The sequence below is a fragment of the Pseudomonas fuscovaginae SE-1 genome (assembly GCF_000364705.1).
Taxonomy (GTDB): Bacteria; Pseudomonadota; Gammaproteobacteria; order Pseudomonadales; family Pseudomonadaceae; genus Aquipseudomonas; species Aquipseudomonas fuscovaginae_A.
Map to the genome: position 1 here is coordinate 13,220 of NZ_AQOH01000058.1, position 25,904 is coordinate 39,123.

Sequence of the window (25,904 nt, forward strand, 5' to 3'; positions counted from 1 at the left end):
CATGAGCGATAGTCGGTCAAGGATGACACGGGTCTGCATGGGCTGGCTGTCCAGGCTGGCGGCATGCCTGCTGGCCCTGCTGGTTTGCCACCCCCTGCCGCAGGCGCGGGCCGCCGATGTGCTGCTCACCGGCGCCGAGGACAGCCCCGGCGTGCAAGGTTTCGCCAACGCGCTGGCCAGGCAGCGCCCCGAGGACCGGGTGCGCTTCGTGCCTTTCGGACAGTTGCCGGCCCCGAGCAAGCTGCCCGCCGGCACGCGGCTGATCCTGCTCGATCCGCCCAGCCTCGACTGGCGTCTGGCCGATCACCAGGGGCCACCGACCCTGGTGCTGCGCATCAGCCGGCTGCAGGCCCGCCAGCGTCTGGGCGAACAACAGCCGAATACGCTCAGCCTGCTCTGGAGCGACCCGCCACCGTGGCGGCAACTGCACCTGATCCGCGCCGTGCTGCCACAGGCCCGCCGGGTCGGCGTGCTCTATGACGCGGACAGCGAGTTCCTGCTCGACGAACTGCGCCAGGCGGCCCGGCCACTGGACCTGGAGATCGTCGCCGAACGCTGGAACAACACCGCCGACAGCCGCCCACTGCAGAACCTGCTGCGCAGCAGCGACGTGCTGCTGGGGATCGACGATCCGACGCTGTACAACCCCAAGACCGCGAAAAACCTGTTGCTCAGCAGCTATGCCCGGCAACTGGCGCTGATCGGCCCGAACGCCGGCTTCGTCAGGGCCGGTAGCCTGGCCAGCAGCTACAGCGACCAGAACGACTGGCTGGCGATCCTCGACAGCCTGCTCGACAAGCCGCCCTCCAGTTGGCCGCGCACCCTCTACCCGGCGCGGTTCAAGGTACTGAGCAACCCACAGGTTGCCCGTTCGCTGAGTCTCGAGGTGATCGACGAAGCGTCCATCGCCACCCGGCTGGCCGAAGGAGAACACCGCCCATGAAACTTCGCCGGCACTGGGGCATCAACGCCCGTACCCAGATGATCAGCCTCGGCCCGGCGCTGTTGCTGACCCTGCTGCTGATCAGTTTCTTCACCTTCGTGCGGATCCAGGACCTGCGCCAGGAGCTCAACCATACCGGTCAACTGATCGCCAACCAGTTGGCTCCGGCGACCGAGTACGGCGTCATATCCGGTAACAATGACGTCCTCGAAACCCTGATGAAGGCCAGCCTGACCACCCCTCACGTGCGTTTCCTCGAGGTCCAGGACCGTAGCAACAACATCCTGGTGTATGTCGAACAACCGGCCGAGGGCCACAGCCGTTCCCAGCAGGTCGAGATTTTCCAGGCACCGGTCCGTCTGCAGCGGATCAAGCTCGACAGCGATTTCCTGCAGGGCACCTACCCCAACCCGACAGTGACCGGCGAAGACTACCTCGGCCGGGTGATCGTCGGCATGTCCAACGGCGCCTTCAACCAGCGCCAGCAGGAAATCCTGCTCAAGGCCGGGATCCTCGCCCTGTTCGCTCTGCTCTTCACTTTCCTGCTGGCCCGCCGCCTGGCCGCCAACCTGTCGCAACCGATCAGCGCCATGGGCCATGCGGTCAAGGCCATCCAGCAGGGCGACTACAAGACCCCGCTGCCGGTGCCGGACGACACCGAACTGGGCGACCTGGCACGCCATATCAACAACCTCGCCAGCGGCCTCGAACAGGCCAGCCGTGAACAGCATCAGGCCATTGCCCAGTTGATCCAGACCCGCGAGGAAGCGGAACGGGCGAACAACGCCAAGTCCGACTTCCTGGCGATGATGAGCCATGAGCTGCGCACGCCGATGAACGGCGTACTGGGCATGCTGCAACTGCTCGAAACCACGGACATGAGCGAGGAACAGGCCGAGTATGCGGCACTGGCCTCGGAGTCCACCGAGCACCTGCTCAAGGTCATCAACGACATTCTCGACTTCTCGCGAATCGAGCGCTCGGCGCTGGAACTGGAACACATCCCGTTCGGCCTCGGCGAACTGATCAGCAGTTGCGTCCAGGCTTTCCAGCACAGTGCCGTGCAGCGCGGACTGCAGTTGAACCTGCAGTTGCCGCCGGGCCTGGAGCGACTGCAGGTCAAGGGCGACCCGACGCGGATCCGGCAGATCCTCGTCAACCTGGTGGGCAACGCTCTGAAATTCACCGAGCAAGGCAGCGTCAGCATCGAACCGGCCTGGCAGAGCCTGGACGACGAGGTGATCTGGTTCAGTTGCACGGTGCGCGACAGCGGCATCGGCATCTCCGCCGAACGCCTGGAACTGATGTTCGACGCGTTCCAGCAGGCCGACAGTTCGATTTCCCGGCGCTATGGCGGCACCGGCCTCGGCCTGCCGATCGCGCGGACCCTGGCCGAGCGCATGGGCGGCACCCTGCACGCGCGCAGCGAAGAGGGCCAGGGCTCGGTGTTCACCCTGGAAATCCCGCTGGCCCTGCACCGCGTGGCCGAACCGGAAAAACTCCCGCAACTGCTGGCCGGGCACGGCGAAGGACGCAAGGTGATGCTGGTCGAGGACAACCCGGTGAACCAGACCGTTATCGAAGCCATGCTGCGCAGCCTGGGCTTCGAGGTCAGCCTGGCCCATGACGGTGTCGAGGCGGTCGAGAAGATCAGGAACGGCAGTTTCGCCGCCATTCTGATGGACTGCCGGCTACCGCTCGTCGATGGCTACGAGGCCACCCGACAGATCCGCCAACTCCACGACGCCGACCGGTTGCCGATCATCGCCCTGACCGCGAACGCCCTGCAGGGCGACCGCGAACAGTGCCTGCAGGCGGGGATGAACGATTATCTGGCCAAGCCTTTCAAACGCACCGACCTGCAGCGGATTCTGCAGCGCTGGGTGCCCTGAATGCCACGTGCGACTGGCGTGAAAGGCGAAAGTGCGGCAGTCTTAGGCACCCGAACGAGCCGTGAGAGCGGCTTGATTCAAAATTTCAGTGCACAAGTGTACATTCATGTCCCTTGTGCTGTGACTTTCACTACAACGCAATAGTCTATGGGTAGGCTGTCGATTCGAGGCATGAGGGCTTCGATCGGCCGGGGAGCTACACCCCACCCTGCCGCATGGAACTATTGAGGAGCTCGCATGACCAAACAAAACGCCTTTACCCGGGAAGAACTGCTGCGCTGCAGTCGCGGTGAGCTGTTCGGCCCAGGTAACGCGCAACTGCCCGCCCCGAACATGCTGATGGTGGATCGCATCACCCATATCGGCGAAGAGGGCGGCAAGTACGGCAAAGGTGAATTGGTCGCCGAGCTGGATATCACTCCGGACCTGTGGTTCTTCGCCTGCCATTTCGAAGGCGATCCGGTGATGCCAGGCTGCCTGGGCCTCGACGCCATGTGGCAACTGGTCGGTTTCTTCCTCGGCTGGCAGGGCCTGCCGGGCCGTGGCCGCGCCCTGGGTTCGGGCGAAGTGAAATTCTTCGGCCAGGTCCTGCCGACCGCCAAGAAAATCACCTACAACATTCATATCAAGCGCGTCCTCAAAGGCAAGCTGAACATGGCCATCGCCGACGGTTCGGTCAGTGTCGACGGACGCGAAATCTACACTGCCGAAGGCCTACGGGTCGGCGTGTTCACCTCCACTGACAATTTCTAAGGGTTATCCGCATGCGCCGCGTCGTTATCACTGGTCTGGGCATCGTTTCTTGCCTGGGCAATGACAAAGAGACCGTCTCCGCTAACCTGCGTGCAAGCCGCCCTGGCATCCGCTACAACCCGGAATATGCCGAAATGGGTCTGCGTAGCCAGGTTTCCGGCTCCATCGACCTCAACCTCGAAGAACTGATCGACCGCAAGATCTATCGCTTCGTCGGCCACGCGGCGGCCTACGCCTACCTGGCCATGAAGGACGCAATCGCCGACTCCGGCCTGAGCGAAGAGCAGGTTTCCAACCCGCGCACCGGCCTGATCGCCGGCTCCGGCGGCGCATCGACCCTGAACCAGATGGAAGCGCTGGACACCCTGCGTGAAAAAGGCGTCAAGCGTGTCGGTCCCTACCGCGTGACCCGCACCATGGGCAGCACCGTTTCCGCGTGCCTGGCCACTCCATTCAAGATCAAGGGCCTGAACTACTCGATCTCCTCGGCCTGCGCCACCAGTGCCCACTGCATCGGTACCGCCATGGAGCAGATCCAGATGGGCAAGCAGGACATCGTCTTCGCCGGCGGCGGTGAAGAAGAGCACTGGAGCCAGTCGTTCCTGTTCGACGCGATGGGTGCCCTGTCCACCCAGTACAACGAGACCCCGGAGAAAGCCTCCCGTGCCTACGACGCCAAGCGTGACGGTTTCGTCATTGCCGGCGGTGGCGGCATGGTGGTGGTCGAGGAGCTGGAACACGCCCTCGCCCGTGGCGCGAAGATCTACGCCGAAATCGTCGGCTACGGCGCAACCTCCGACGGCTACGACATGGTTGCGCCAAGCGGCGAAGGCGCTGTGCGCTGCATGCGGATGGCGATGTCCACCGTTGATGGCCCGATCGACTACCTGAACACCCACGGCACCTCGACTCCGGTCGGCGACGTCGCGGAAATGAAAGGCGTGCGTGAAGTCTTCGGCGACAAGGCACCACTGATCAGCTCGACCAAGAGCCTGTCCGGCCACTCGCTGGGCGCTGCCGGCGTGCACGAGGCGATCTACTGCCTGCTGATGATGGAAGGCAACTTCATTGCCGGCTCCGCCAACATCGAAGAGCTGGATCCGGAAGTCGCCGACCTGCCGGTACTGACCAAGACTCGCGAAGACGTCAAGCTGAACAACGTGATGAGCAACAGCTTCGGCTTCGGCGGCACCAACGCCACCCTGGTCCTGAAGCGCTGGCAGGGCAAGTAAGCCCGGCCTGATCGCGATCTGAAAAACGCCCCGACTGGTTCGGGGCGTTTTTTTTGCCCGTGATATCTGCCCCCTCAAACCGGACAATCTGTAGTTTTACGCCGGGTCAAAACGCTTGAGAGCACCGATGCAAGCGCCGCGACACGGTTCACCGCGAAATGAAGCTGAACACCATCATCGCGCAGCGTTCTATTAAGATTCAGGGACTTTCCCGTCACGTTCTTCAGGAGGTTCATCATGACCATCACCATCAACACCGAATCCAGCGAAGGTTTTCGCCACAGCGTGCAGATCGATGACCACCTTCTATTCACCGATGTGCCCAAAAGCGTCGGCGGCGAAGGCTCCGCGCCGGAACCCCACGACTACTTCGACACCGCGCTGGGCACCTGCAAGGCGCTGACGCTCAAGCTGTACGCACAGAAGAAAGGCATCCCGCTGACCGGTGTCACCGTCGAGGTCAAGCGCGACAGCAGCCAGGAACAGAAAGGCAAGTATGGCCTGCAGGTCAAGCTCACCCTCAAGGGCGTGCTGAGCGACGCCCAGCGCGAGGAACTGCACAAGGTCGCCGACCGCTGCCCGATCCACAAACTGATGACGACCACTGACGTCAACATCGAGACGCTGCTGGCCGAAGGTGCCTTCAGCCAGTAGGGGCAACCGAGCCAAAGCGGGTTATGCTCTGTGCATTACCCGCCCAGCCTGGAAACCCCATGAGTACACCGTTGGTGATTCGTCCTCGTGCCGAGGATGTCGAAGGTCAACCCATACTGCGCCCCCTGCCCTCGGCCCAGTGCCGCAGCATCGGTCCCTTCGTGTTTTTCGATCACATGCTGCAGACCCGCTATGCACCGGGCAACGGCATGGATATCCGCCAGCATCCGCATATCGGCCTGTCGACCCTGACCTACCTGTTCGAAGGCCAGTTGCAGCACAAGGACAGCCTGGGCTCCGACCAGCGGGTCGGCCCTGGCGAAGTGAGCTGGATGACCGCCGGCAGCGCCATTGCCCATGTCGAGCGTACGCCGGCCGACCTCACCGCCAGCGGCTCCGTGCTGCATGGCCTGCAGGTCTGGCTGGCCTCGCCCCGGGAGCATGAACAGGGAACCGGCCACTACAGCCATCACCCGGCCGCCAGTCTGCCGACCAGCGAGCACCTGGGGGTGAAAATCCGACTGATCGCCGGCAGCGGCTTCTGCCTGAGGTCTCCGGTACCGGTGCTGTCGCCCACGATCTATGCCGAGGTGCAGATGGAGCCGGCGACCACGCTGCTGGTCCCCGATGAGCATGAGGAGCGGGCGCTGTATGTGCTCGAAGGTGACGTGGAGCTCGATGGCGAACGCCTCGACCCTCTGAGCCTGGTGGTGCTGCCCAGGGGCGCAAGCCCGACCCTGGCGGCCGAGGGCGAGGTGCACCTGGTACTCATCGGTGGTGCGCCGCTGGATGGGCCGAGAAGGATGAACTGGAACTTCGTCGCCAGCGATCCGGCACTGATCGACCAGGCTCGCGCACGCTGGGCGGCCGGAGACTGGCCGCAGGTGCCGGGGGAAAACGGGCGGATCGAGTTGCCTGTACGGCCTTAAGGCCCGCCCCGCCCTACCAACAACCCCCTTGGCTGCTCTCGGGAGCGCTATCGCCAGCAAGCTGGCTGCCACGATACAGTGCCGGGCACCGGTATTGTGGCAGCCGGAAGTACGACTGTGGTCACTTGGCAGGTGTCCGCTCCCACAGGCATGGCGCCCCCTTGGGAGCGAGACGGGGATCTCAGCCCGCGAATACTTCTTCCAACAGATTGTGCATGGCCATGAAGGACCGGCTGGCGGTCTTCGCGTCATACATCATCTTGCCCGGCACATTGGCATGCGGATCGGTGAATGAATGCACCGCGCCGCCGTAGCTGAGCAGTTGCCAGTCGACCCCGGCGGCATTCATTTCCTCTTCGAACGCTGGCAGTTGCTCCCGCGGCACCAGCGGATCGCAAGCGCCATGCAGCACCAGCACCGAGCCCTTGATGTTGTGGGCATCCGCCGGGTTGGGCGTGTCCAGCGTACCGTGGAAGGAGACGGCGGCCTTCAGCGGCGCACCGGTACGGGCCAGTTCCAGCGAGCAGCAGCCACCGAAGCAGAAACCGAAGGTGGCCAGCTTCGAGGTGTCGACCGGCGCCAGCACCTGCCCCTGCAGCGCTTTGAACGCGGCCTGCATGCGCTTGCGCAGCTCGGCCCGATCGTTCTTCAGCGGCATCATCGCCGCACCGGCTTCATCGCCGTTCTGCGGACGTACCGACTGGCCATAGAGGTCGGCGACCAACACCACATAACCCTTGGCCGCCACCGACTGGGCGATCTTTTCCGCGCCGGCGCCCACGCCCATCCAGTTCGGTGCCATCAGCAGGCCCGGACGCGCGCCCTGGTGGCTGGCATCGAAGGCCAGGCGACCTTCATAGGACTGGCCATCGACCTGATAGACCACGGAACTGACAGTGATTTGGCTCATTACATACTCCGTAAGGACATCCCAAAAATGAAAAACCCGCCGAAGCGGGTTTTTCTACAGCGTTATCAGACCGACAGCTCAACCAGCAGCTTGTTCAGTCGGCGCACGTAGGCCGCCGGGTCCTTCAGGCTGTCGCCGGCCGCCAGGGCCGCCTGGTCGAGCAGGATGTGCGACAGATCGCCAAAACGGTCTTCGTCCGGCTCGGCGTCGAGCTTCTCGATCAGCGGATGGCTCGGGTTGAATTCGAAGATCGGCTTGGAATCCGGCACCTTCTGCCCACTGGCCTCGAGGATTTGGCGCATTTGCAGGCCCAGGTCCTGCTCGCCGATCGCCAGGATCGCCGGCGAATCGGTCAGGCGATGGGAAACCCGCACTTCACTGACGGCGTCGCCCAGGGCGGTCTTGAGGCGCTCCACCAGGCCTTCCTTGCTCTTGGCGACTTCCTCGGCAGCCTTCTTGTCCTCTTCCGAGTCCAGGCTACCCAGATCCAGGTCGCCACGGGCGACATCGACGAAGCTCTTGCCATCGAATTCGTTGAGGTAGCTCATCAGCCACTCGTCGATGCGGTCGGTCAGCAGCAGCACTTCGATGCCTTTCTTGCGGAAGACTTCCAGGTGCGGGCTGTTCTTGACCTGAGCGTAGGTTTCGCCGGTGAGGTAATAGATCTTGTCCTGACCTTCCTTGGCACGCGCCAGGTACTCGGCCAGCGACACCACCTGCTCACCGTCGTCACCCTGAGTCGAGGCGAAACGCAGCAGGCCGGCAATTTTTTCCTTGTTGGCGAAGTCTTCGGCCGGACCTTCCTTCATGACCTGGCCGAAGTTCTTCCAGAAGCCCTTGTACTGCTCGGGCTCGTTCTTCGCCAGTTTTTCCAGCATGTCGAGCACACGCTTGGTCAGTGCCGACTTCATCGAATCGATGATCGGGTCTTTCTGCAGGATTTCCCGCGAGACGTTCAGGGACAGGTCGTTGGAATCGACCACACCCTTGATGAAACGCAGGTACAGCGGCAGGAAGGATTCAGCCTGGTCCATGACGAATACGCGCTGCACGTAGAGCTTGAGGCCCTTCGGCGCTTCACGCTGGTACAGGTCGAACGGCGCACGGGCCGGCACGTAGAGCAGCGAGTTGTATTCCAGCTTGCCTTCGACCTTGTTGTGGCTCCAGCTCAGCGGGTTCTCATAGTCATGGGCGATGTGCTTGTAGAACTCCTGGTACTCCTCGTCCTTGACCTCGGTACGCGGACGGGTCCACAGGGCGCTGGCGCGGTTGACGGTTTCCCACTCCTGCGCAGGCTTCTCTTCGCCTTCGGCGGCCGCGGCTTGCTTCGGCAGTTCGATCGGCAGGGCGATGTGGTCGGAGTACTTCTTGATGATGTTGCGCAGGCGCCAGCCGTCGGCGAACTCCTCTTCACCGGACTTCAGGTGCAGGACGATACGGGTACCACGGTCGGCCTTGTCGATAGTGGCGACTTCGAACTCGCCCTCGCCCTTCGAGGACCAGTGCACGCCTTCGCTGGCCGCCAGGCCCGCACGGCGGCTGAAGACTTCGACCTGCTCGGCAACGATGAAGGCCGAGTAGAAGCCCACGCCGAACTGACCGATCAGGTGCGAGTCCTTCTTCTGGTCGCCGGAGAGGTTTTTCATGAAGTCGGCCGTGCCGGATTTGGCGATGGTCCCCAGGTGGGTGATCACATCGTCACGGCTCATGCCGATACCGTTGTCTTCGAGGGTGACGGTCTTGGCGTCCTTGTCGAAGCTCACACGGATTTTCAGTTCGGCGCCACCTTCCAGCAACTCGGGCTTGGACAGGGCTTCGAAACGCAATTTGTCGACAGCGTCGGAGGCGTTGGAGATCAATTCGCGCAGGAAGATCTCCTTGTTCGAATACAACGAATGGATCATGAGGTGCAGCAGTTGCTTCACCTCGGTCTGGAAGCCCAGGGTTTCCTTTTGAGTTTCCACACTCATGGTCATCAAACTCCAATTGGATGGCAATGGCCGCCCGTTCAGGCGTTGGCGGCGGGTTGTCATCAGAGTTGGGGACTGTGTCGGGGATTTCAAGAGCCCGGTAACGCTTCCTCGATCTTGAAGTGGGCACGGGCGGTGGCAATCGGCTCGGCCTCGGTGCTCTGCCAGGCGGTAACGGCAACGTTCGCCACCCGCCGCCCCTGGCGGCAGACCTGGCACTTGGCGTAGGTATCGCGAAACTGCCCGGCCCGCAGGTAATCGACGGAGAAATCGATGACCTTGGGCACGCCCGGCGAGCCGGTGAACACCAGTAGATGCAACGCCGCCGCCAGCTCCATGAACCCGGCAATGACCCCACCATGGATCGCCGGCAACAGCGGGTTGCCGATATTGTCCTTGCTGGCTGGCAGGCGGAACAGCAACTCGTCACCCAGGCGCGAGCACTCGATGCCGATCAGCCGGGCATAGGGGATCCGCTGCAGAAGCTGGCCGTAGTCGCCCAACTGATGGGCTTGCTGGAGCTGCTCCTTGAAATCCTGGCTCATGCCGCGCCGCCACTGATCGAATGGCCGAAACCGCGACTGCCCTTGATGCCCTTGCCCATGCGCATGAAGGTTCCGACCACATGGGCGATGGGATTGGCCGGATCGTCCTGATAGGCGTGCCCGCGGGCAAAGATGATGTCGCGGGTCACCCGGTAGCATTCGGCGAAGCCGTGGACAGCCTTGCCGGGCTCGGCCGGGTGCATGTGGTCGATGCGCAGGTCGAGGGTCGGACAGACTTCGAATTCGGGCAGCACGCACAACGTGGTCATGCCGCAGGCGGTATCCATCAATGAACTCAGCGCTCCGCCGTGGATCACGCCGCTCGTGGGGTCACCGACGATCTCGGCGCTATAGGGCAGGACCAGGGTCAGCCCGCGCTCATCGATACTGTGCAGTTGCAGGCCGAGAACCTGGCAATGCCTGAGGGCACCGAGAAAACGCGTGGCACGCTCAAAGGCGGCGGTTTGGCTCATGAATGACAATCCTCATCGGGGAACTGGCAACGACAAATTCTGGACACCGAAAAAAGTTCCGTAGCTCAAGCACTTATATATCTTTGGAAATAAAGGAACTTAAGCCATTGGCCAGCGTTCAAAAGGCCAGTAGTCACTATTTCCACAAAGGAGCAATACCCCCATGCGTAAGACTTTAGCTATTGCCTTGATGCTGACCGCTTCCCTGGGTCTCGCTGCCTGCGATAAGAAATCCGAGGACAAAGCTCAAGACGCAAACCAGCACGCCGAGCAGGCTCAGCAAAAAATGAACGAAGCTCAGGATAAAGTGAACGAGGCCGCCAAGGAAAACGCCGAAGCTGCCAAAGCTCAGGCTGAATCGAACAAGGCTGCGGCCGAGGAAAGCGCCAAGGAAGCCACCGGCTCCTGAGTGACTGAAGTTCCTTCTTTCCACGAAAGAACTCAAGTTGCATAAGTAAAGCCCGCCTGGCGTGGGCTTTACTTTTTGTCCTGCCAATAACCTGGCTGTTTTCGAACTGCCGGGAAAACAGTGGATAAGTGCGGAAAGAGTGAGTTGGGTGCCCGGTGGATCATTTGCCCAGACGGATAACCGGGTAGCTGTACATATCCAATACGCCCAAACAAAAAGCCCCCTGTCGTATCCGACACGGGGCTTTCATTTCATCCACAACCCGCTCATGACGGGCGGACAAAAACCTCAGCTCAGGCCAGCGCTTCGCTCGGCTTGCCCAGCATCCGATCGATGACCACCGCCACCACCAGCATGACCACAGACGGCACCAGCCAGGCCAGGCCTTGCTCGCTCAGCGGCAGGTGGGAAAGCTGCCCGGGCAGCCAATCGGCCAAGCCTGCGCCCTTGAGCGCATCGATCATGCCGAACAGCAGCGAAACCAGCATCACCGGGCCAACGATACGACCCTGCGAATGCCAGAACGACTGGCAGAAGCTCAATGCCACCAGCGCGATGCACGGTGGATAGATAGCGGTCAGCACCGGAATCGAGAAGGCGATCAGCTTGGTCAGGCCGAGGTTCGACACCAACAGCGAAAACCCCGCCAGGATGATCACCAGGGTCTTGTAGGACAGCGGCAGGACCCGGCTGAAGTACTCGGCGCAGGCGCAGGTCAGGCCAACCGCGGTCACCAGGCACGCCAGAGAGATCAGCACCGCGAGGAAACCGCTGCCCAGCGAGCCGAAGGTATGCTGAACGTAGGCATGCAGCACCGCCGCACCATTGGTGGCGCCAGCCGCCACTTCATGGCTGCCCGACCCCAGGCGGAACAGGCTGACATACACCAGTGCCAGTCCCACACCGGCGATCAGGCCGGCGATCACCGCGTAGCGGGTGATCAGCCGTGGCGACTCGACGCCGCGCGAGCGGATCGCGTTGACGATGACGATACCGAACACCAGCGCACCGAGGGTATCCATGGTCAGGTAGCCATTGATAAAACCCTGGGAGAACGGCGCCGCGACATACTCGGGCGTGGCGCTGCCGATGTCACCGGCCGGCAGGGCGAACGCGGCGATGCCGAGGATGGCCAGGGCAATGATCTTCAGCGGTGCGAGGAAGCGCCCGACGGTGTCCAGCAGACGCCCCGGATACAGCGAGATGAAGAACACCAGCAGGAAGTAGGCCGAGCTGTAGAGGAACAGCGCCAGCGGGCTCTCGCCGGTCAGCGGAGCCAGGCCCACTTCGAAGGACACGGTGGCGGTGCGTGGCGTGGCGAACAACGGACCGACCGCCAGGTAGCAGGCCGCTGCCAACAGGCCGCCAGCGATCTTGCCGATCGGGCTGCTCAGGTCGTCCATCGCGCCGCCGACCTTGGCCAGTGCGACTACGGTGATGACCGGCAGGCCGACCGCGGTGATCAGAAAGCCCAGCGCCGCCATCCAGACATGGGGCCCCGACTGCAAGCCGACGATGGGCGGGAAGATGATGTTGCCGGCGCCGACGAACAGCGCAAACGTCATAAAGCCAAGTGCCAGGATGTCCTGACCTTTCAACACTTTCATTTAAGGAAATACCACACTGCTGAATCGGAATTTAGAGAGGGATTTCCCGTAGGGTCAGGGAAATGCTGTCGACCCGTATGGGGTCGACCCGTTTAGCGCGCAGCCACCCTTTTGGGGCACAAACGCAAAATGGCCGTCAGAGTACCGAATTTGGGAAAAAAACGCACTGTTTGAGGGCGAGTTGTCCGATAAGCGACACTTCGCTGTCGCGATTTCATATGAGACCGCAAACATTTCCCCACACGGTCCTGCAGGAGACGGCCGGGATCGCGTCAGGCAGTGAATGGCCGCCATGGCATGCCCGCACCACTGCTGGCCAGGTAGGCCAGAAAGCACAAAGGCCACCCGAAGGTGGCCTTTGCTGAAGCTCAAAGTCAGCCGAAGCTTACTTCTTCACTTCCCAACCGGTCAGCTCGGCCAGGGCCTTGCCGATGTCGGCCAGCGAACGCACGGTTTTCACGCCAGCGTCTTGCAGGGCCGCGAATTTCTCGTCCGCAGTGCCTTTGCCGCCGGAGATGATTGCACCTGCGTGGCCCATGCGCTTGCCCGGAGGAGCAGTCACACCCGCGATGTAGGAAACAACCGGCTTGGTCACGTTGGCCTTGATGTAGGCAGCCGCTTCTTCTTCAGCCGAACCGCCGATCTCGCCGATCATGACGATCGCTTCGGTCTTCGGGTCTTCCTGGAACAGCTTCAGGATGTCGATGAAGTTCGAGCCCGGGATCGGGTCGCCACCGATGCCCACGCAGGTCGACTGGCCGAAACCGGCGTCGGTGGTCTGCTTGACGGCTTCATAGGTCAGGGTGCCGGAACGGGAAACGATACCGACCTTGCCTGGCAAGTGGATGTGACCTGGCATGATGCCGATCTTGCACTCGCCCGGAGTGATGACGCCTGGGCAGTTAGGGCCGATCAGGGTAACACCCAGCTCGTCGCACTTGACCTTGGCATCCAGCATGTCCAGGGTAGGAATGCCTTCGGTGATGCAGACGATCAGCTTGATGCCGCCGAAAGCCGCTTCCAGGATCGAGTCCTTGCAGAAAGGAGCTGGAACGTAGATCACGCTGGCGGTGGCGCCAGTGGCAGCCACGGCGTCTTTCACGGTGTTGAACACTGGCAGGCCCAGGTGCTCGGTACCGCCTTTGCCCGGAGTGACGCCACCGACCATCTGGGTGCCGTATTCGATGGCTTGCTGGGTGTGGAAGCTACCCTGCGAACCGGTGATACCCTGGCAGATAACCTTGGTGTCTTTATTGATCAGGACGCTCATTATTTGCCCTCCGCAGCTTTGACAACTTGTTGAGCAGCGTCGGTCAGGCTGGTAGCAGCGATGATGTTCAGACCGCTTTCTGCCAGTACTTTAGCGCCCAGTTCAGCGTTGTTGCCTTCAAGGCGCACAACAACCGGGATTTTCACGCCGACTTCTTTCACGGCGCCGATGATGCCTTCGGCAATCATGTCGCAGCGAACGATGCCGCCGAAGATGTTGACCAGTACTGCAGCGACGTTGGTGTCGGACAGGATGATCTTGAACGCTTCGGTCACGCGCTCTTTGGTAGCGCCACCACCTACGTCGAGGAAGTTGGCTGGCTTGCCGCCGTGCAGGTTGACGATGTCCATGGTACCCATGGCCAGGCCGGCACCGTTGACCATGCAGCCGATGTTGCCTTCCAGCGCGACGTAGTTCAGTTCGAACTTGCCGGCGTGGGCTTCACGTGGATCGTCCTGGGACGGATCGTGGAAGGTTTTCAGCTTGGGCTGACGGTACATGGCGTTGGCGTCGATGTTGATCTTGGCATCGAGGCAGTGCAGGTCGCCGTCGGCCTTGATCACCAGCGGGTTGACTTCCAGCAGGGCCAGGTCGTGGTCCTGGAACAGCTTGGCCAGACCGACGAAGATCTTGGCGAACTGAGCAACCTGCTTGCCTTCCAGACCCAGCTGGAATGCCAGCTCGCGACCCTGGAATGGCTGGGCGCCAACCAGTGGATCGATAGTGGCCTTGAGAATTTTCTCAGGGGTGTCGTGAGCGATTTTCTCGATGTCCACGCCACCTTCGGTGGAAGCCATGAACACGATGCGACGGCTCGAACGGTCAACGACAGCGCCCAGGTACAGCTCTTTAGCGATATCAGTGCACGATTCAACCAGGATCTTGGTGACCGGCTGACCATTGGCGTCAGTCTGATAGGTCACCAGACGCTTGCCCAGCCACTGCTGTGCGAAGGCTTTGGCGTCTTCCTTGCTGCGAACCAGCTTGACGCCGCCCGCTTTACCGCGACCACCGGCGTGAACCTGGGCTTTGACTACCCACTCGGAACCGCCGATCTTGTCGCAAGCTTCTGCTGCTTCTTCCGGGGTGTCTACCGCGTAGCCTTTGGATACTGGCAGGCCGTATTCAGCGAACAGCTGCTTACCCTGATACTCGTGAAGATTCATGCTTTTTACCGTCTTCGTTTAGGTACTGCGCGTTCGGTGCTGCTCTGATGACCAGGGCCGCACCACCTGTGACTGCTGCTTGCATCGCCTTCCGGTTGCCCGGTGCAACGACGCAAGACTGCGTCCAGCGGATGTTCCGCGGTGAGTCTTGCGCACAAGGCTCACGACGGGCGATCCGCCGTGGTTTCTTATTATTCGCTTAGCGTTTTTTCTTGTTGGCGATGTGGATGGCACCGCCATTCACCGCCAACGCCGCTTCGTGCAACGCTTCGGACAGGGTCGGATGGGAGAAGACCATCATGCCCAGATCTTCGGCGCTGGTACCGAATTCCATACCGATCGCACCTTGCTGAACCAGCTCGGCAGCGCTTGGGCCGATCACGTGGACGCCCAGGACACGGTCGGTCTTGGCATCGGCGATGACCTTGACGAAACCGCCGGTATCGTTGGCTGCCATGGCACGGCCACTGGCGGCGAACGGGAAGGTGCCGACGTTAACTTCAACGCCTTCAGCTTTCAAGGCCTGTTCGGTTTTACCGACCCATGCGATTTCCGGGTGGGTGTAGATGACCGAAGGGATCAGGTCGTAGTTCATCTGGGCCTTATGGCCCTTGATGCGCTCGACGACCATGATGCCCTCTTCCGAGGCCTTGTGCGCCAGCATCATGCCGCGAACCACGTCGCCGATGGCGTAGACGCCCGGTACGCTGGTGGCGCAGTGGTCATCAACGAAGATGAAACCACGCTCGTCGATGGTCACGCCGCTGTCGGCCGCCAGCAGGTCGGTGGTCACCGGACGGCGACCAACGGCCACGATCAGCTTGTCGAAAACGATCTTCTGTTCGCCATTGGCGTCGGTGTAGGTCACTTCGACTTCTTCGCCATTGACCTTCGAACCGGTGACGCGGGCGCCCAGCTTGATGTCCAGGCCCTGTTTGGTCAGGGTTTTCAGCGCTTCCTTGGAAACGGCGGTATCGGCAGCGACCAGGAAGGTGTCCAGCGCTTCCAGAACGGTCACCTGGGCACCCAGGCGGGACCACACGGAACCCAGCTCCAGACCGATCACGCCAGCACCGATCACGCCCAGACGCTTTGGCACGGCCTGGAACTCCAGGGCGCCGGTCGAATCGACGATCACGTTCTGGTCAACCGGAGCAGGCGGGATGTCGATCGGACGCGAACCTGGAGCCAGGATCACGTTTTCGGCTTCCAGCACCTGGACGACGCCATCGGGACCGGTCACTTCGACTTTCTTGCCAGCCAGCAGCTTGCCGTGGCCCTGGATCGAAGTCACGCCATTGGCCTTGAACAGGGTGGCAACACCGCCGGTCAGGTTCTTGACGATGTTGGCCTTGCGGCCGACCATCGCGGGGACGTCGATTTTCACGTCACTGGTGGTGATGCCATGGACGCCGAAGTAGTCCTTGGCCTCGTGGTACTTCCAGGAGCTGTCCAGCAGCGCCTTGGAAGGAATGCAGCCAACGTTCAGGCAAGTACCGCCGAGGGCCAGCTTGCCCTCTTTGTCCTGGTACTTCTCGATGCAGGCAGTCTTGAGGCCAAGTTGCGCGGCCTTGATGGCAGCCACGTAGCCGCCAGGACCCGCACCGATCACTACCACGTCGAATTTCTGAGTCATGTGTCATTCCTTATCGAATCAAACCGGACGGCTCCTTTTGGGAACCGTCGTGGGATGGAGCTGATATCCGCACGAAAGCGGGGCCTAGCACCCCGCCTCCGTCGGCTGAAATCAGATATCCAGCAGCAGACGAGCCGGGTCTTCCAGCAGGTTCTTGATGGTGACCAGGAAGGACACGGCTTCCTTGCCATCGATCAGGCGGTGGTCGTAGGACAGTGCCAGGTACATCATCGGCAGGATGACGACCTCACCCTTGACCGCCATCGGGCGCTCATTGATGTTGTGCATGCCCAGGATGGCCGCTTGGGGCGGGTTGACGATCGGCGTCGACAGCAGGGAACCGAATGTACCACCGTTGGTGATGGTGAAGGTACCGCCGGTCATTTCGTCGATGGACAGCTTGCCGTCACGGGCCTTCTTGCCGAAGGTGGCGATGCCGTTCTCGATTTCGGCCAGGCTCATCAGCTCGGCGTTACGCAGAACCGGTACCACCAGGCCGCGGTCGCTGGACACGGCTACACCGATGTCGGAGTAGCCGTGGTAGACGATGTCGCCGCCGTCGATGGAAGCGTTGACCGCCGGGAAGCGTTTCAGCGCTTCGGTGGCCGCCTTGACGAAGAACGACATGAAGCCCAGGCGCACGCCGTTGTGGGTCTTCTCGAACAGTTCCTTGTACTTCGAACGCAGGTCCATGATTGGCTTCATGTTCACTTCGTTGAAGGTGGTCAGCATCGCCATGTTCGACTGTGCTTCGACCAGGCGCTTGGCCACGGTGGCACGTACGCGAGTCATCGGTACGCGCTTCTCGGTGCGGTCGCCAGCGGCGAAGACCGGTGCGGCGGCAGCCGGAGCAGCAGCCTTGGCCGGAGCGGCAGCAGGAGCAGCCTTCTTCGCGGCAACGGCAGCCACCACGTCTTCCTTGGTCACGCGACCGCCCTTGCCGGTGCCGGCAACGGAAGCGATGTTGATGCCGTTCTCTTCAGCCAGCTTGCGGGCAGCCGGTGCAGCGATCGGGTCATCTTCGCCGTCAGCGGCGGCAGGAGCGGCAGCCTGGGCGGCAGCTGGAGCGGCAGCAGCAGGAGCGGCGGCTACACCACCTTCCTCGATGGTGCCCAGTACTTGCGCGGACAGCACGGTGTCGCCTTCGTTGGCAACGATGCTGCCCAGGACGCCGTCGGCCTCAGCCAGGACTTCCAGTACGACCTTGTCGGTTTCGATGTCGACGATCAGGTCGTCGCGCTTGACCGCTTCGCCCGGCTTCTTGTGCCAGGTGGCAACGGTGCCATCGGCAACCGATTCCGGAAATTGGGGGGCTTTGATCTCGATAGCCATTATCTGTGGTTCCTTAAATTCGGTTTCAGGTGCGCGAGGCGTTAAACAGTAAAGGCATCTTGCAGCAGTTTTTCCTGCTGCTCAGCGTGCATCGAGGCATAACCACACGCCGGTGCAGCGGAGGCGTCACGTCCGGCGTACTCGAGTACGAGGGACTTGTTGTGACCGCTGAGGATACGGCGGAAGTGATGCTGGCTGCTGTACCAGGCGCCCTGGTTCATCGGCTCTTCCTGACACCAGACCGCATGCTTGAGGTTGGTGTAAGGCGCCAGGATTTCGGCCAGGTCGTCCTCGGGGAACGGATACAACTGCTCGATACGCACGATGGCGATATCGTCACGCTCTTCGGCGCGGCGTTTCTCCAGCAGGTCGTAGTAGACCTTGCCGCTGCAAAGCACGATGCGCTCGACCTTTTTCGGGTCCAGGGCGTCGACTTCCGGGATAACGGTCTGGAACGAACCTTCCGCCAGATCTTCCAGGGTGGAGATGGCCAGCTTGTGACGCAGCAACGACTTTGGCGTCAGCACGATCAGCGGCTTGCGCAGCGGACGGATGACCTGACGACGCAGCAGATGGTAGATCTGGGCCGGGGTGGTCGGCACGCAGACCTGGACGTTGTGCTCGGCGCACAGCTGCAGGTAGCGCTCCAGACGGGCCGAGGAGTGCTCCGGACCCTGGCCTTCATAACCATGCGGCAGCAGCATGGTCAGACCGCACAGACGGCCCCACTTGTGCTCGCCACTGGTGATGAACTGGTCGATAACCACCTGTGCACCGTTGGCGAAGTCGCCGAACTGGGCTTCCCAGATCACCAGCGCGTTCGGCGTGGTGGTCGAGTAGCCATATTCGAACGCCAGCACCGCCTCTTCCGACAGGAACGAGTCGTACAGGTCGAAACGTGGCTGGTTGTCGTACAGCTTCTGCAGAGGGATGTAGGTGGTCGCATCCTTCTGGTTGTGCAGTACGGCATGACGGTGCGAGAACGTACCACGGCCGATGTCCTGGCCGGTCATGCGGATCGGGTGACCTTCGAACAGCAGGGTCGCGTACGCCATGGTTTCGGCGTAGCCCCAGTTGATCGGCAGGCCGCCGGCTTGCATCTTCTGGCGGTCTTCGTAGATTTTCGCGACCTGGCGCTGAACCACGAAGCCTTCAGGGGTTTCCAGCAGCTTGGCGGACAGTTCCTGCAGGGTCTTCAGGTCGAAACGGGTGTCGTGACGCGCGGTCCAGGCGTGGCCCAGGTATGGACGCCAGTCGACGAACAGTTCCTTGTTGGGTTCCTTGACCAGGCTCTTCACCACGTGCAGGCCGTTGTCCAGGGCGTTGCGGTACTCGTCGACCTTGGCCTGGACGCGGGCTTCGTCCAGTACCTTGGCCTGGACCAGACGCTCGGCGTACAGCTCGCGGGTGGTGCGCTGCTTGGTGATCTGCTGGTACATCAGCGGTTGGGTACCGCTTGGCTCGTCGGCCTCGTTGTGGCCGCGACGGCGGTAGCAGACCAGGTCGATCACCACATCGCGCTTGTATTGCATGCGGTAGTCGACGGCCAGTTGGGTCACGAACAGCACGGCTTCCGGATCGTCACCATTCACATGGAGGATCGGCGCCTGGATCATCTTGGCAACGTCGGTGGCGTACTCGGTGGAACGCGAGTCCAGCGGGTTGCTGATGGTGAAACCGACCTGGTTGTTGATCACGATGTGGATCGTGCCGCCGGTCTTGAAGCCGCGGGTCTGCGACATCTGGAAGGTTTCCATGACCACGCCCTGACCGGCGAACGCCGCGTCACCGTGGATGGAAATCGGCAGTACCTTGTCACCGCTGGCGTCGTTGCGACGGTCCTGACGGGCGCGAACCGACCCTTCGACCACCGGCGAAACGATTTCCAGGTGGGACGGGTTGAACGCCATGGCCAGGTGGACTTCGCCGCCGGTGGTCATTACGTTGGAGGAGAAGCCCTGGTGGTACTTCACGTCACCGGAGCCCAGCTCGACCTTCTTCTTGCCTTCGAACTCGTCGAACAGCTCGCGCGGGTTCTTGCCGAAGGTGTTGACCAGTACGTTCAGACGGCCACGGTGGGCCATGCCGATAACGATTTCCTTGGCGCCGTAGGAACCGGAACGCTGGATCATTTCGTCCAGCATCGGGATCAGGCTTTCGCCACCTTCCAGACCGAAACGCTTGGTGCCCGGGTATTTGGTGCCCAGGTATTTCTCCAGACCTTCCGCCGCGGTGACGCGCTCGAGCAGGTGGCTCTTGACGTCTGGGGAGATGGTCGGACGGCCGCGAACGCTTTCCAGCCGCTGCTGGAACCACTGGCGCTGCTCGGAGTCGACGATGTGCGTGAACTCGGCGCCAATGGTGCGGCAATATGTCTGCTGCAAGGCTTCGTGAATTTCGCGTAGGCTCGCTTCCTCCTTGCCGATGAACAGGTCGCCGGCACGGAAGGTCGTATCAAGATCGGCATTGGTCAAGCCGTAATGATTGATCGACAGGTCAGCAGGTGCAGGACGCTGCCAGAGTCCCAGCGGATCGAGCTGGGACGCCTGGTGGCCACGCATCCGGAAGGCCTGGATCAATCGCAGCACTTCAACCTGCTTCTTCTCGTGCTCACTGCTCACGCTGCCGGCGGAAACCGGTTGAGCGCGGCGCTGGTTCTTCGCCAGCAGCACGAAATGATCGCGGATTGTCGAGTGCGATACATCAGTGGCAGAGTTGCCGTCGGAAGGCAACGTCTGAAATTTGGTGCGCCATTCTTCTGGCACAGCGTTAGGGTCGTGCAGGTAGAGCTCATAAAGCTCTTCCACATAGGCTGCGTTACCACCTGAAAGATAGCCGCTTTCCCACATGCGCTGCATCACGCTTTCTTGCATGCTTGGTCACCCTCGGTTAGGGGACACCACCGGCGAATACACCAAGCAAGCTTGAAGCAGTCGGAATACAGCGACCAAAACAAGCCACTCAGAATCACGCTGATAGTCCGGGTACCAGCCCGGATGCCCCTGCTGGTCTTCATTTCTTCAAAATAAGAGCAACAGCCTTGTAAGCCATTGCTCTGGTTAAACTGCGGCGCCGGTTCAAGCCTGCGCCACAGCCTCTACGGGTGTTGCGGTCCTACGGTTACAACAGCTGAGTCACACGCCGCTTTGCAGCAGCATGTTACGGATGTGACCAATGGCCTTAGTCGGGTTCAGGCCCTTGGGACATACGTTGACGCAGTTCATGATGCCGCGGCAGCGGAATACGCTGAACGGATCATCGAGCGAAGCCAGGCGCTCGGAAGTCTTGGTGTCGCGGCTGTCTGCCAGGAAGCGGTAGGCTTGCAGCAGAGCGGCCGGACCCAGGAACTTGTCCGGGTTCCACCAGAAGGATGGGCAGGAGGTCGAGCAGCAGGCACACAGAATGCACTCGTACAGACCGTCCAGCTTGTCACGCTCTTCCGGCGACTGCAGACGCTCGATGGCCGGAGCCGGCGTGTCGTTCTGCAGGAATGGCTTCACCTTCTCGTATTGCTTGTAGAAGATGCTCATATCGACGACCAGGTCACGGATCACCGGCAAACCTGGCAGCGGACGAATGACCAGCTTGTTACCCTTGACCACGGAGGACAGCGGCGTGATGCACGCCAGGCCGTTCTTGCCGTTGATGTTCATGCCATCGGAACCGCAAACGCCTTCACGGCAGGAACGACGATAGGAGAAACCCTCGTCCTGTTCCTTGATCAGCGCCAGCACGTCCAGGACCATCAGGTCCTTGCCACCGGTATCGACCTGGAATACCTGGGTTTTCGGGGCCGAGTCGGTGTCGGGGTTGTAACGATAAACTTCGACTTGCAACATGGCGGCCACCCTTAGTAAGTCCGGACTTTAGGCTCGAAAGCCGGTACGGTTTTTGGCGAGAAGTTAACAGCACGTTTGGCAACGCGTTTCTCACCCGGGAAGTACAGGGTGTGGCACAGCCAGTTTTCATCGTCGCGATCTTCGAAGTCTTCACGGGCGTGGGCACCGCGGGACTCTTTACGCACTTCGGCAGCGATGGCGGTGGCTTCGGCCACTTCCAGCAGGTTCTGCAGTTCCAGTGCTTCGATACGGGCGGTGTTGAACGCCTGCGACTTGTCGTTGATCTTGACGTTGGCGATACGCTCGCGCAGCTGGGCCAGCTGGGCGATACCCTTCTGCATGTATTCGCCAGTACGGAATACACCGAAGTAGTTCTGCATGCAGCTTTGCAGCTCGCGACGCAGGGTCGCCACGTCCTCGCCATCGGTACGCGCATTCAGCGCGGACAGGCGGGCCAGGGCCGCGTTGATGTCGGCTTCGGTGGCGTCGTCGTACTCGATACCGTCGGTCAGCGCCTTTTCCAGGTGCAGGCCGGCAGCACGGCCGAAGACCACCAGGTCGAGCAGCGAGTTGCCGCCCAGGCGGTTGGCGCCGTGAACCGATACGCAAGCCACTTCACCTACTGCGAACAGGCCAGGGATGATGGTGTCTTCGCCGTCGGCGTTCTGGGTGATGGCCTGGCCATGGATGTTGGTGGCAACGCCGCCCATCATGTAGTGGCAGGTCGGAACGACCGGAACCGGAGCAACGACCGGGTCGACGTGGGCGAAGGTCTTGGACAGTTCGCAGATACCTGGCAGGCGGCTGTGCAGCACTTCCTCGCCGAGGTGGTCGAGCTTGAGCATCACGTGGTCGCCATTCGGGCCACAACCGTTGCCGGCGATGATTTCCTTCACCATCGAACGGGCAACCACGTCGCGACCCGCCAGGTCCTTCGCGTTCGGAGCATAACGCTCCATGAAACGCTCGCCGTGCTTGTTGATCAGGTAACCACCTTCACCACGGCAACCCTCGGTCACCAGTACACCGGCGCCGGCAATACCGGTCGGGTGGAACTGCCACATCTCGATGTCTTGTACCGGTACGCCAGCACGCAGGGCCATGCCAACGCCGTCACCGGTGTTGATCAGGGCGTTGGTGGTCGAAGCGTAGATACGACCGGCGCCGCCGGTGGCCAGGACGGTGGCCTTGGAGCGGATATAGCTGGTTTCGCCGGTTTCGATGCAGATGGCGATCACACCGACGAACGCGCCTTCCTGGTTCTTCACCAGGTCAACGGCATAGTATTCGTTCAGGAAGGTGGTACCGGCCTTCAGGTTGCCCTGGTACAGAGTGTGCAGCAGTGCGTGACCGGTACGGTCGGACGCCGCGCAGGTACGTGCAGCCTGGCCGCCCTTGCCGAAGTCCTTGGACTGGCCACCGAACGGACGCTGGTAGATACGGCCGGATTCGGTACGGGAGAACGGCAGACCCATGTGGTCCAGTTCGAAGACCGCAGCCGGGCCTTCCTGACACATGTATTCGATAGCGTCCTGGTCACCGATGTAGTCGGAACCCTTGACGGTATCGTACATGTGCCAGCGCCAGTCGTCGTTCGGGTCGGCCGAAGCGATGGCGCAGGTGATGCCACCCTGGGCGGATACGGTGTGCGAACGGGTCGGGAACACCTTGGTGATCACGGCTGTCTTGTGACCGCCCTGAGCCAGCTGCAGCGCGGCGCGCATGCCCGCACCGCCGCCGCCGATGATGATGGCATCGAAAGAAATCGTTGGAATGTTAGCCATGAATCAGATACCCCAGAGAATCTGCACACCCCAGACGAAGTACGCGAACATTGCAACGCCGCATACCACCTGGAAAAGGAAACGCACAACAGTCGCGGACTTGCCGAACGCCATCGGCGTCAGGTAGTCGGTCGCGATGGTCCACATGCCGACCCAGGCGTGAGCGCCCAGGGCCACCAGGGCCAGCAAGCTGAAGATGCGCATCCAGCCGTGAGAGAACAGCTCATGCCATTGACCATAGCCAAGGCCTGGGTTCGCGATGATGTATCCGATCAGGAACAGGAAGTATGCCGCGAGAACAACCGCCGACACGCGCTGTGCCATCCAGTCATAGAGGCCCGAACGCGAGAGGTTCGTGACGTTGGTTACCATATCCAAACTCCTGCCAGAACGATTACCACCACGGAAACGGCGATAACGATTTTCGAGCCCAGCTTGCCGCCTTCCAGCGTCTCACCGATGCCCATGTCCATGATCAAATGGCGCACACCGGCGACCAGGTGATACAGCAAGGCGGACAGGATGCCCCAAATCACTAGCTTGGCTAGCGGACTGGTCAGACACGCTTTCACCTGACCGAAGCCTTCCTCGGAGCTCAGCGACTTGTCCAATGCGTAGAGCATGATGGCCAGGCTGACAAAGAGGATGACACCGGAAATACGGTGAAGAATGGACGTGTAAGCAGTGACTGGGAGTTTGATGGTCCTTAGGTCTAGGTTTACAGGTCGTTGGCTTTTCACGGCTTTTTTCACACTGAAGAGCCCCTAACAATCAGGGCAAAGTTGTTGGGCAAGTGCACTGGTCAGGTACCCACCACCCAGGGAGTGACGACCCCCAATAAATCAGGCCCAAAAGCCCTTGGCGGTCGGACGCCGAGTATAGACAGTTAGGCTACTAATGACAACGCAAAGGACTACCCCCAATGGTGCATTGCGTTAGCCGCGCAAAAGGCGTAAATAGCCGTCAATTTCGAGGAAAAGCACTGCTCAAAGCCTTCTGGCGTAAGACTTTTGGCAAATTGACTTTCGAATTTATCTCTCTATAGTGATGCGGGCCCTGCGTGGGGGGCCTGTCAGATGATTTCAAGCATAAATAGGAGGCCACATGGCTGACAAAAAAGCGCAGTTGATCATCGAGGGCGCAGCCCCCGTCGAGCTGCCCATTTTAACCGGCACCGTTGGTCCCGATGTAATCGACGTGCGGGGCCTGACGGCCACGGGCCGGTTCACATTCGACCCTGGCTTCATGTCGACCGCTTCCTGCGAGTCGAAGATCACCTATATCGACGGCGATAACGGCATCTTGCTGCATCGTGGCTACCCGATCGAGCAACTTGCCGAAAAATCCGATTACCTGGAAACCTGCTACCTGCTGCTCAACGGCGAACTGCCGACTGCCGAGCAAAAGGCCAAGTTCGTCAGCAACGTGAAGAACCACACCATGGTTCACGAGCAGTTGAAGAGCTTCTTCAACGGCTTCCGCCGCGACGCCCACCCGATGGCCGTGATGTGCGGCGTGGTCGGTGCACTGTCGGCCTTCTACCACGACTCCCTGGACATCAATAACCCCCAGCACCGCGAAATTTCGGCGGTCCGCCTGGTGGCCAAGATGCCGACCCTGGCAGCGATGGTGTACAAGTACTCCATGGGCCAACCCATGATGTACCCGCGCAACGACCTGTCGTACGCGGAAAACTTCCTGCACATGATGTTCAACACCCCGTGCGAGATCAAACCGATCAGCCCGGTGCTCGCCAAGGCCATGGACCGGATTTTCATCCTCCACGCCGACCACGAGCAGAACGCCTCGACCTCCACCGTGCGCCTGGCCGGTTCCTCGGGCGCCAACCCGTTCGCCTGTATCGCCGCCGGTATCGCCGCACTGTGGGGCCCTGCCCACGGCGGTGCGAACGAAGCGGTACTGACCATGCTCGATGAAATCGGCGATGTCTCGAACATCGACAAGTTCATCGCCAAGGCCAAGGACAAGAACGATCCGTTCAAGCTGATGGGCTTCGGTCACCGCGTCTACAAGAACCGTGACCCTCGTGCCACCGTGATGAAGCAGACCTGCGACGAAGTGTTGAAGGAACTGGGCATCAAGAACGATCCACAACTGGAACTGGCCATGCGCCTGGAAGAGATCGCCCTGACCGATCCGTACTTCATCGAGCGCTCGCTGTACCCGAACGTCGACTTCTACTCGGGGATCATCCTCAAGGCGATCGGCATTCCAACCAGCATGTTCACCGTGATCTTCGCCCTGGCGCGGACCGTCGGCTGGATCTCCCACTGGAAGGAAATGCTCTCCAGCCCGTACAAGATCGGCCGTCCACGCCAGCTGTACACCGGCTATGAGTCGCGTGACATCACGCAGCTGGAAGACCGCAAGTAAGGTCTGCCTCGCGTAACATCTTTGCTGCACCGGAAACGGCCTCTCCCCAGAGGCCGTTTTCATTTGTGTTGTGAGGCGATCGGCATTGCCCGCGACACCTCTCTCCCAAAAACGCCCCCAGCCTTTCGACCGGGAGCGCTTTTCATTCAGCCAGGTTGCGGCATCC

Annotated in this window: 23 protein-coding genes; 8 read left to right on the top strand and 15 right to left on the bottom strand. The window is 61.2% G+C overall.

Going from position 1 to position 25,904, the window contains the following annotated elements; all coding sequences use genetic code 11:
* Position 1: 1 nt before the first annotated feature.
* From K675_RS0106550 to fabB, 4 genes are all read left to right on the top strand, one after another.
* Complete coding sequence (locus tag K675_RS0106550; protein ID WP_232434400.1) at positions 2–943, top strand: ABC transporter substrate-binding protein; 942 nt, start codon at positions 2–4, stop codon at positions 941–943.
* A complete protein-coding gene (locus K675_RS0106555; protein ID WP_017902713.1) occupies positions 940–2,835 on the top strand; it encodes an ATP-binding protein in 1,896 nt (631 codons plus the stop codon). The genes K675_RS0106550 and K675_RS0106555 overlap by 4 nt, the downstream gene beginning before the upstream one ends.
* Positions 2,836–3,072: 237 nt before the next feature.
* Positions 3,073–3,588: a 3-hydroxyacyl-[acyl-carrier-protein] dehydratase FabA gene (gene fabA / locus K675_RS0106560; RefSeq protein ID WP_017902714.1), complete on the top strand. Its 516-nt coding sequence runs from the start codon at positions 3,073–3,075 to the stop codon at positions 3,586–3,588.
* Positions 3,589–3,599: 11 nt separating this feature from the next.
* On the top strand, positions 3,600–4,820 hold the full coding sequence (gene fabB, locus K675_RS0106565; protein ID WP_026144986.1) for a beta-ketoacyl-ACP synthase I: 1,221 nt from the start codon (positions 3,600–3,602) through the stop codon (positions 4,818–4,820).
* A 74-nt stretch (positions 4,821–4,894) separates the two neighbouring features.
* Here fabB and K675_RS32915 read toward each other — a convergent pair whose 3' ends face one another.
* Entirely contained in the window at positions 4,895–5,059 is a 165-nt protein-coding gene (locus tag K675_RS32915; RefSeq protein WP_157383915.1) for a hypothetical protein, read from the bottom strand.
* On the opposite strand from K675_RS32915, the gene K675_RS0106570 reads away from it, so the two are divergent.
* Both K675_RS0106570 and K675_RS0106575 read left to right on the top strand, forming a co-directional pair.
* Entirely contained in the window at positions 5,058–5,474 is a 417-nt protein-coding gene (locus tag K675_RS0106570; RefSeq protein ID WP_017902716.1) for an OsmC family protein, read from the top strand. The genes K675_RS32915 and K675_RS0106570 overlap by 2 nt on opposite strands.
* A 59-nt stretch (positions 5,475–5,533) precedes the next feature.
* Positions 5,534–6,403, top strand: a complete 870-nt coding sequence (locus K675_RS0106575) for a pirin family protein (RefSeq protein WP_017902717.1) — start codon at positions 5,534–5,536, stop codon at positions 6,401–6,403.
* 181 nt (positions 6,404–6,584) lie between these two features.
* Here the strand turns inward: K675_RS0106575 and K675_RS0106580 are convergent, their stop codons facing one another.
* The 4 genes from K675_RS0106580 to K675_RS0106595 form a co-directional block, all read right to left on the bottom strand.
* A complete protein-coding gene (locus K675_RS0106580) occupies positions 6,585–7,313 on the bottom strand; it encodes a dienelactone hydrolase family protein (protein ID WP_017902718.1) in 729 nt (242 codons plus the stop codon).
* A 65-nt stretch (positions 7,314–7,378) separates the two neighbouring features.
* Positions 7,379–9,283, bottom strand: coding sequence for a molecular chaperone HtpG (htpG, locus tag K675_RS0106585; protein ID WP_026144987.1), 1,905 nt, complete (start codon positions 9,281–9,283; stop codon positions 7,379–7,381).
* Between the two features lie 89 nt (positions 9,284–9,372).
* Positions 9,373–9,828, bottom strand: coding sequence for a PaaI family thioesterase (locus K675_RS0106590; protein WP_017902720.1), 456 nt, complete (start codon positions 9,826–9,828; stop codon positions 9,373–9,375).
* Entirely contained in the window at positions 9,825–10,301 is a 477-nt protein-coding gene (locus tag K675_RS0106595) for a PaaI family thioesterase (protein ID WP_017902721.1), read from the bottom strand. Before K675_RS0106595 ends, K675_RS0106590 begins: the two co-directional genes overlap by 4 nt.
* Before the next feature lie 163 nt (positions 10,302–10,464).
* Between K675_RS0106595 and K675_RS0106600 the strand changes: the two genes are divergently transcribed.
* On the top strand, positions 10,465–10,710 hold the full coding sequence (locus K675_RS0106600; protein WP_017902722.1) for a hypothetical protein: 246 nt from the start codon (positions 10,465–10,467) through the stop codon (positions 10,708–10,710).
* Between the two features lie 293 nt (positions 10,711–11,003).
* Here K675_RS0106600 and brnQ read toward each other — a convergent pair whose 3' ends face one another.
* The 10 genes from brnQ to sdhC all read right to left on the bottom strand — a co-directional run bounded on the left by brnQ (position 11,004) and on the right by sdhC (position 24,096).
* Positions 11,004–12,317 (bottom strand): branched-chain amino acid transport system II carrier protein, encoded by a 1,314-nt coding sequence (gene brnQ / locus K675_RS0106605; protein ID WP_026144988.1) that lies wholly within the window; start codon positions 12,315–12,317, stop codon positions 11,004–11,006.
* A gap of 385 nt (positions 12,318–12,702) precedes the next feature.
* Positions 12,703–13,587, bottom strand: a complete 885-nt coding sequence (gene sucD / locus K675_RS0106610) for a succinate--CoA ligase subunit alpha (protein WP_017902724.1) — start codon at positions 13,585–13,587, stop codon at positions 12,703–12,705.
* On the bottom strand, positions 13,587–14,753 hold the full coding sequence (sucC, locus tag K675_RS0106615; protein WP_010449065.1) for an ADP-forming succinate--CoA ligase subunit beta: 1,167 nt from the start codon (positions 14,751–14,753) through the stop codon (positions 13,587–13,589). Before sucC ends, sucD begins: the two co-directional genes overlap by 1 nt.
* 199 nt (positions 14,754–14,952) lie before the next feature.
* A complete protein-coding gene (gene lpdA / locus K675_RS0106620) occupies positions 14,953–16,389 on the bottom strand; it encodes a dihydrolipoyl dehydrogenase (protein ID WP_017902725.1) in 1,437 nt (478 codons plus the stop codon).
* Positions 16,390–16,500: 111 nt separating this feature from the next.
* Positions 16,501–17,721, bottom strand: coding sequence for a 2-oxoglutarate dehydrogenase complex dihydrolipoyllysine-residue succinyltransferase (gene odhB, locus K675_RS0106625; RefSeq protein WP_017902726.1), 1,221 nt, complete (start codon positions 17,719–17,721; stop codon positions 16,501–16,503).
* A gap of 41 nt (positions 17,722–17,762) precedes the next feature.
* Positions 17,763–20,594, bottom strand: coding sequence for a 2-oxoglutarate dehydrogenase E1 component (locus tag K675_RS0106630; protein ID WP_026144989.1), 2,832 nt, complete (start codon positions 20,592–20,594; stop codon positions 17,763–17,765).
* Between the two features lie 261 nt (positions 20,595–20,855).
* A complete protein-coding gene (locus tag K675_RS0106635; RefSeq protein ID WP_017902728.1) occupies positions 20,856–21,560 on the bottom strand; it encodes a succinate dehydrogenase iron-sulfur subunit in 705 nt (234 codons plus the stop codon).
* 11 nt (positions 21,561–21,571) lie between these two features.
* Positions 21,572–23,344, bottom strand: a complete 1,773-nt coding sequence (sdhA, locus tag K675_RS0106640) for a succinate dehydrogenase flavoprotein subunit (RefSeq protein WP_017902729.1) — start codon at positions 23,342–23,344, stop codon at positions 21,572–21,574.
* 3 nt (positions 23,345–23,347) lie between these two features.
* Entirely contained in the window at positions 23,348–23,716 is a 369-nt protein-coding gene (sdhD, locus tag K675_RS0106645; RefSeq protein WP_017902730.1) for a succinate dehydrogenase, hydrophobic membrane anchor protein, read from the bottom strand.
* Positions 23,710–24,096 carry a succinate dehydrogenase, cytochrome b556 subunit gene (gene sdhC, locus K675_RS0106650; RefSeq protein ID WP_177057650.1) on the bottom strand — a complete coding sequence of 129 codons (387 nt, stop codon included), beginning with the start codon at positions 24,094–24,096 and terminating at the stop codon, positions 23,710–23,712. Before sdhC ends, sdhD begins: the two co-directional genes overlap by 7 nt.
* A gap of 352 nt (positions 24,097–24,448) precedes the next feature.
* Here sdhC and gltA point away from each other — a divergent pair, with 352 nt between their 5' ends.
* The gene (gene gltA, locus K675_RS0106655) at positions 24,449–25,738 is read left to right on the top strand and encodes a citrate synthase (protein ID WP_017902731.1); all 1,290 of its coding nucleotides are present in this window, start codon (positions 24,449–24,451) and stop codon (positions 25,736–25,738) included.
* Positions 25,739–25,904 lie beyond the last annotated feature (166 nt).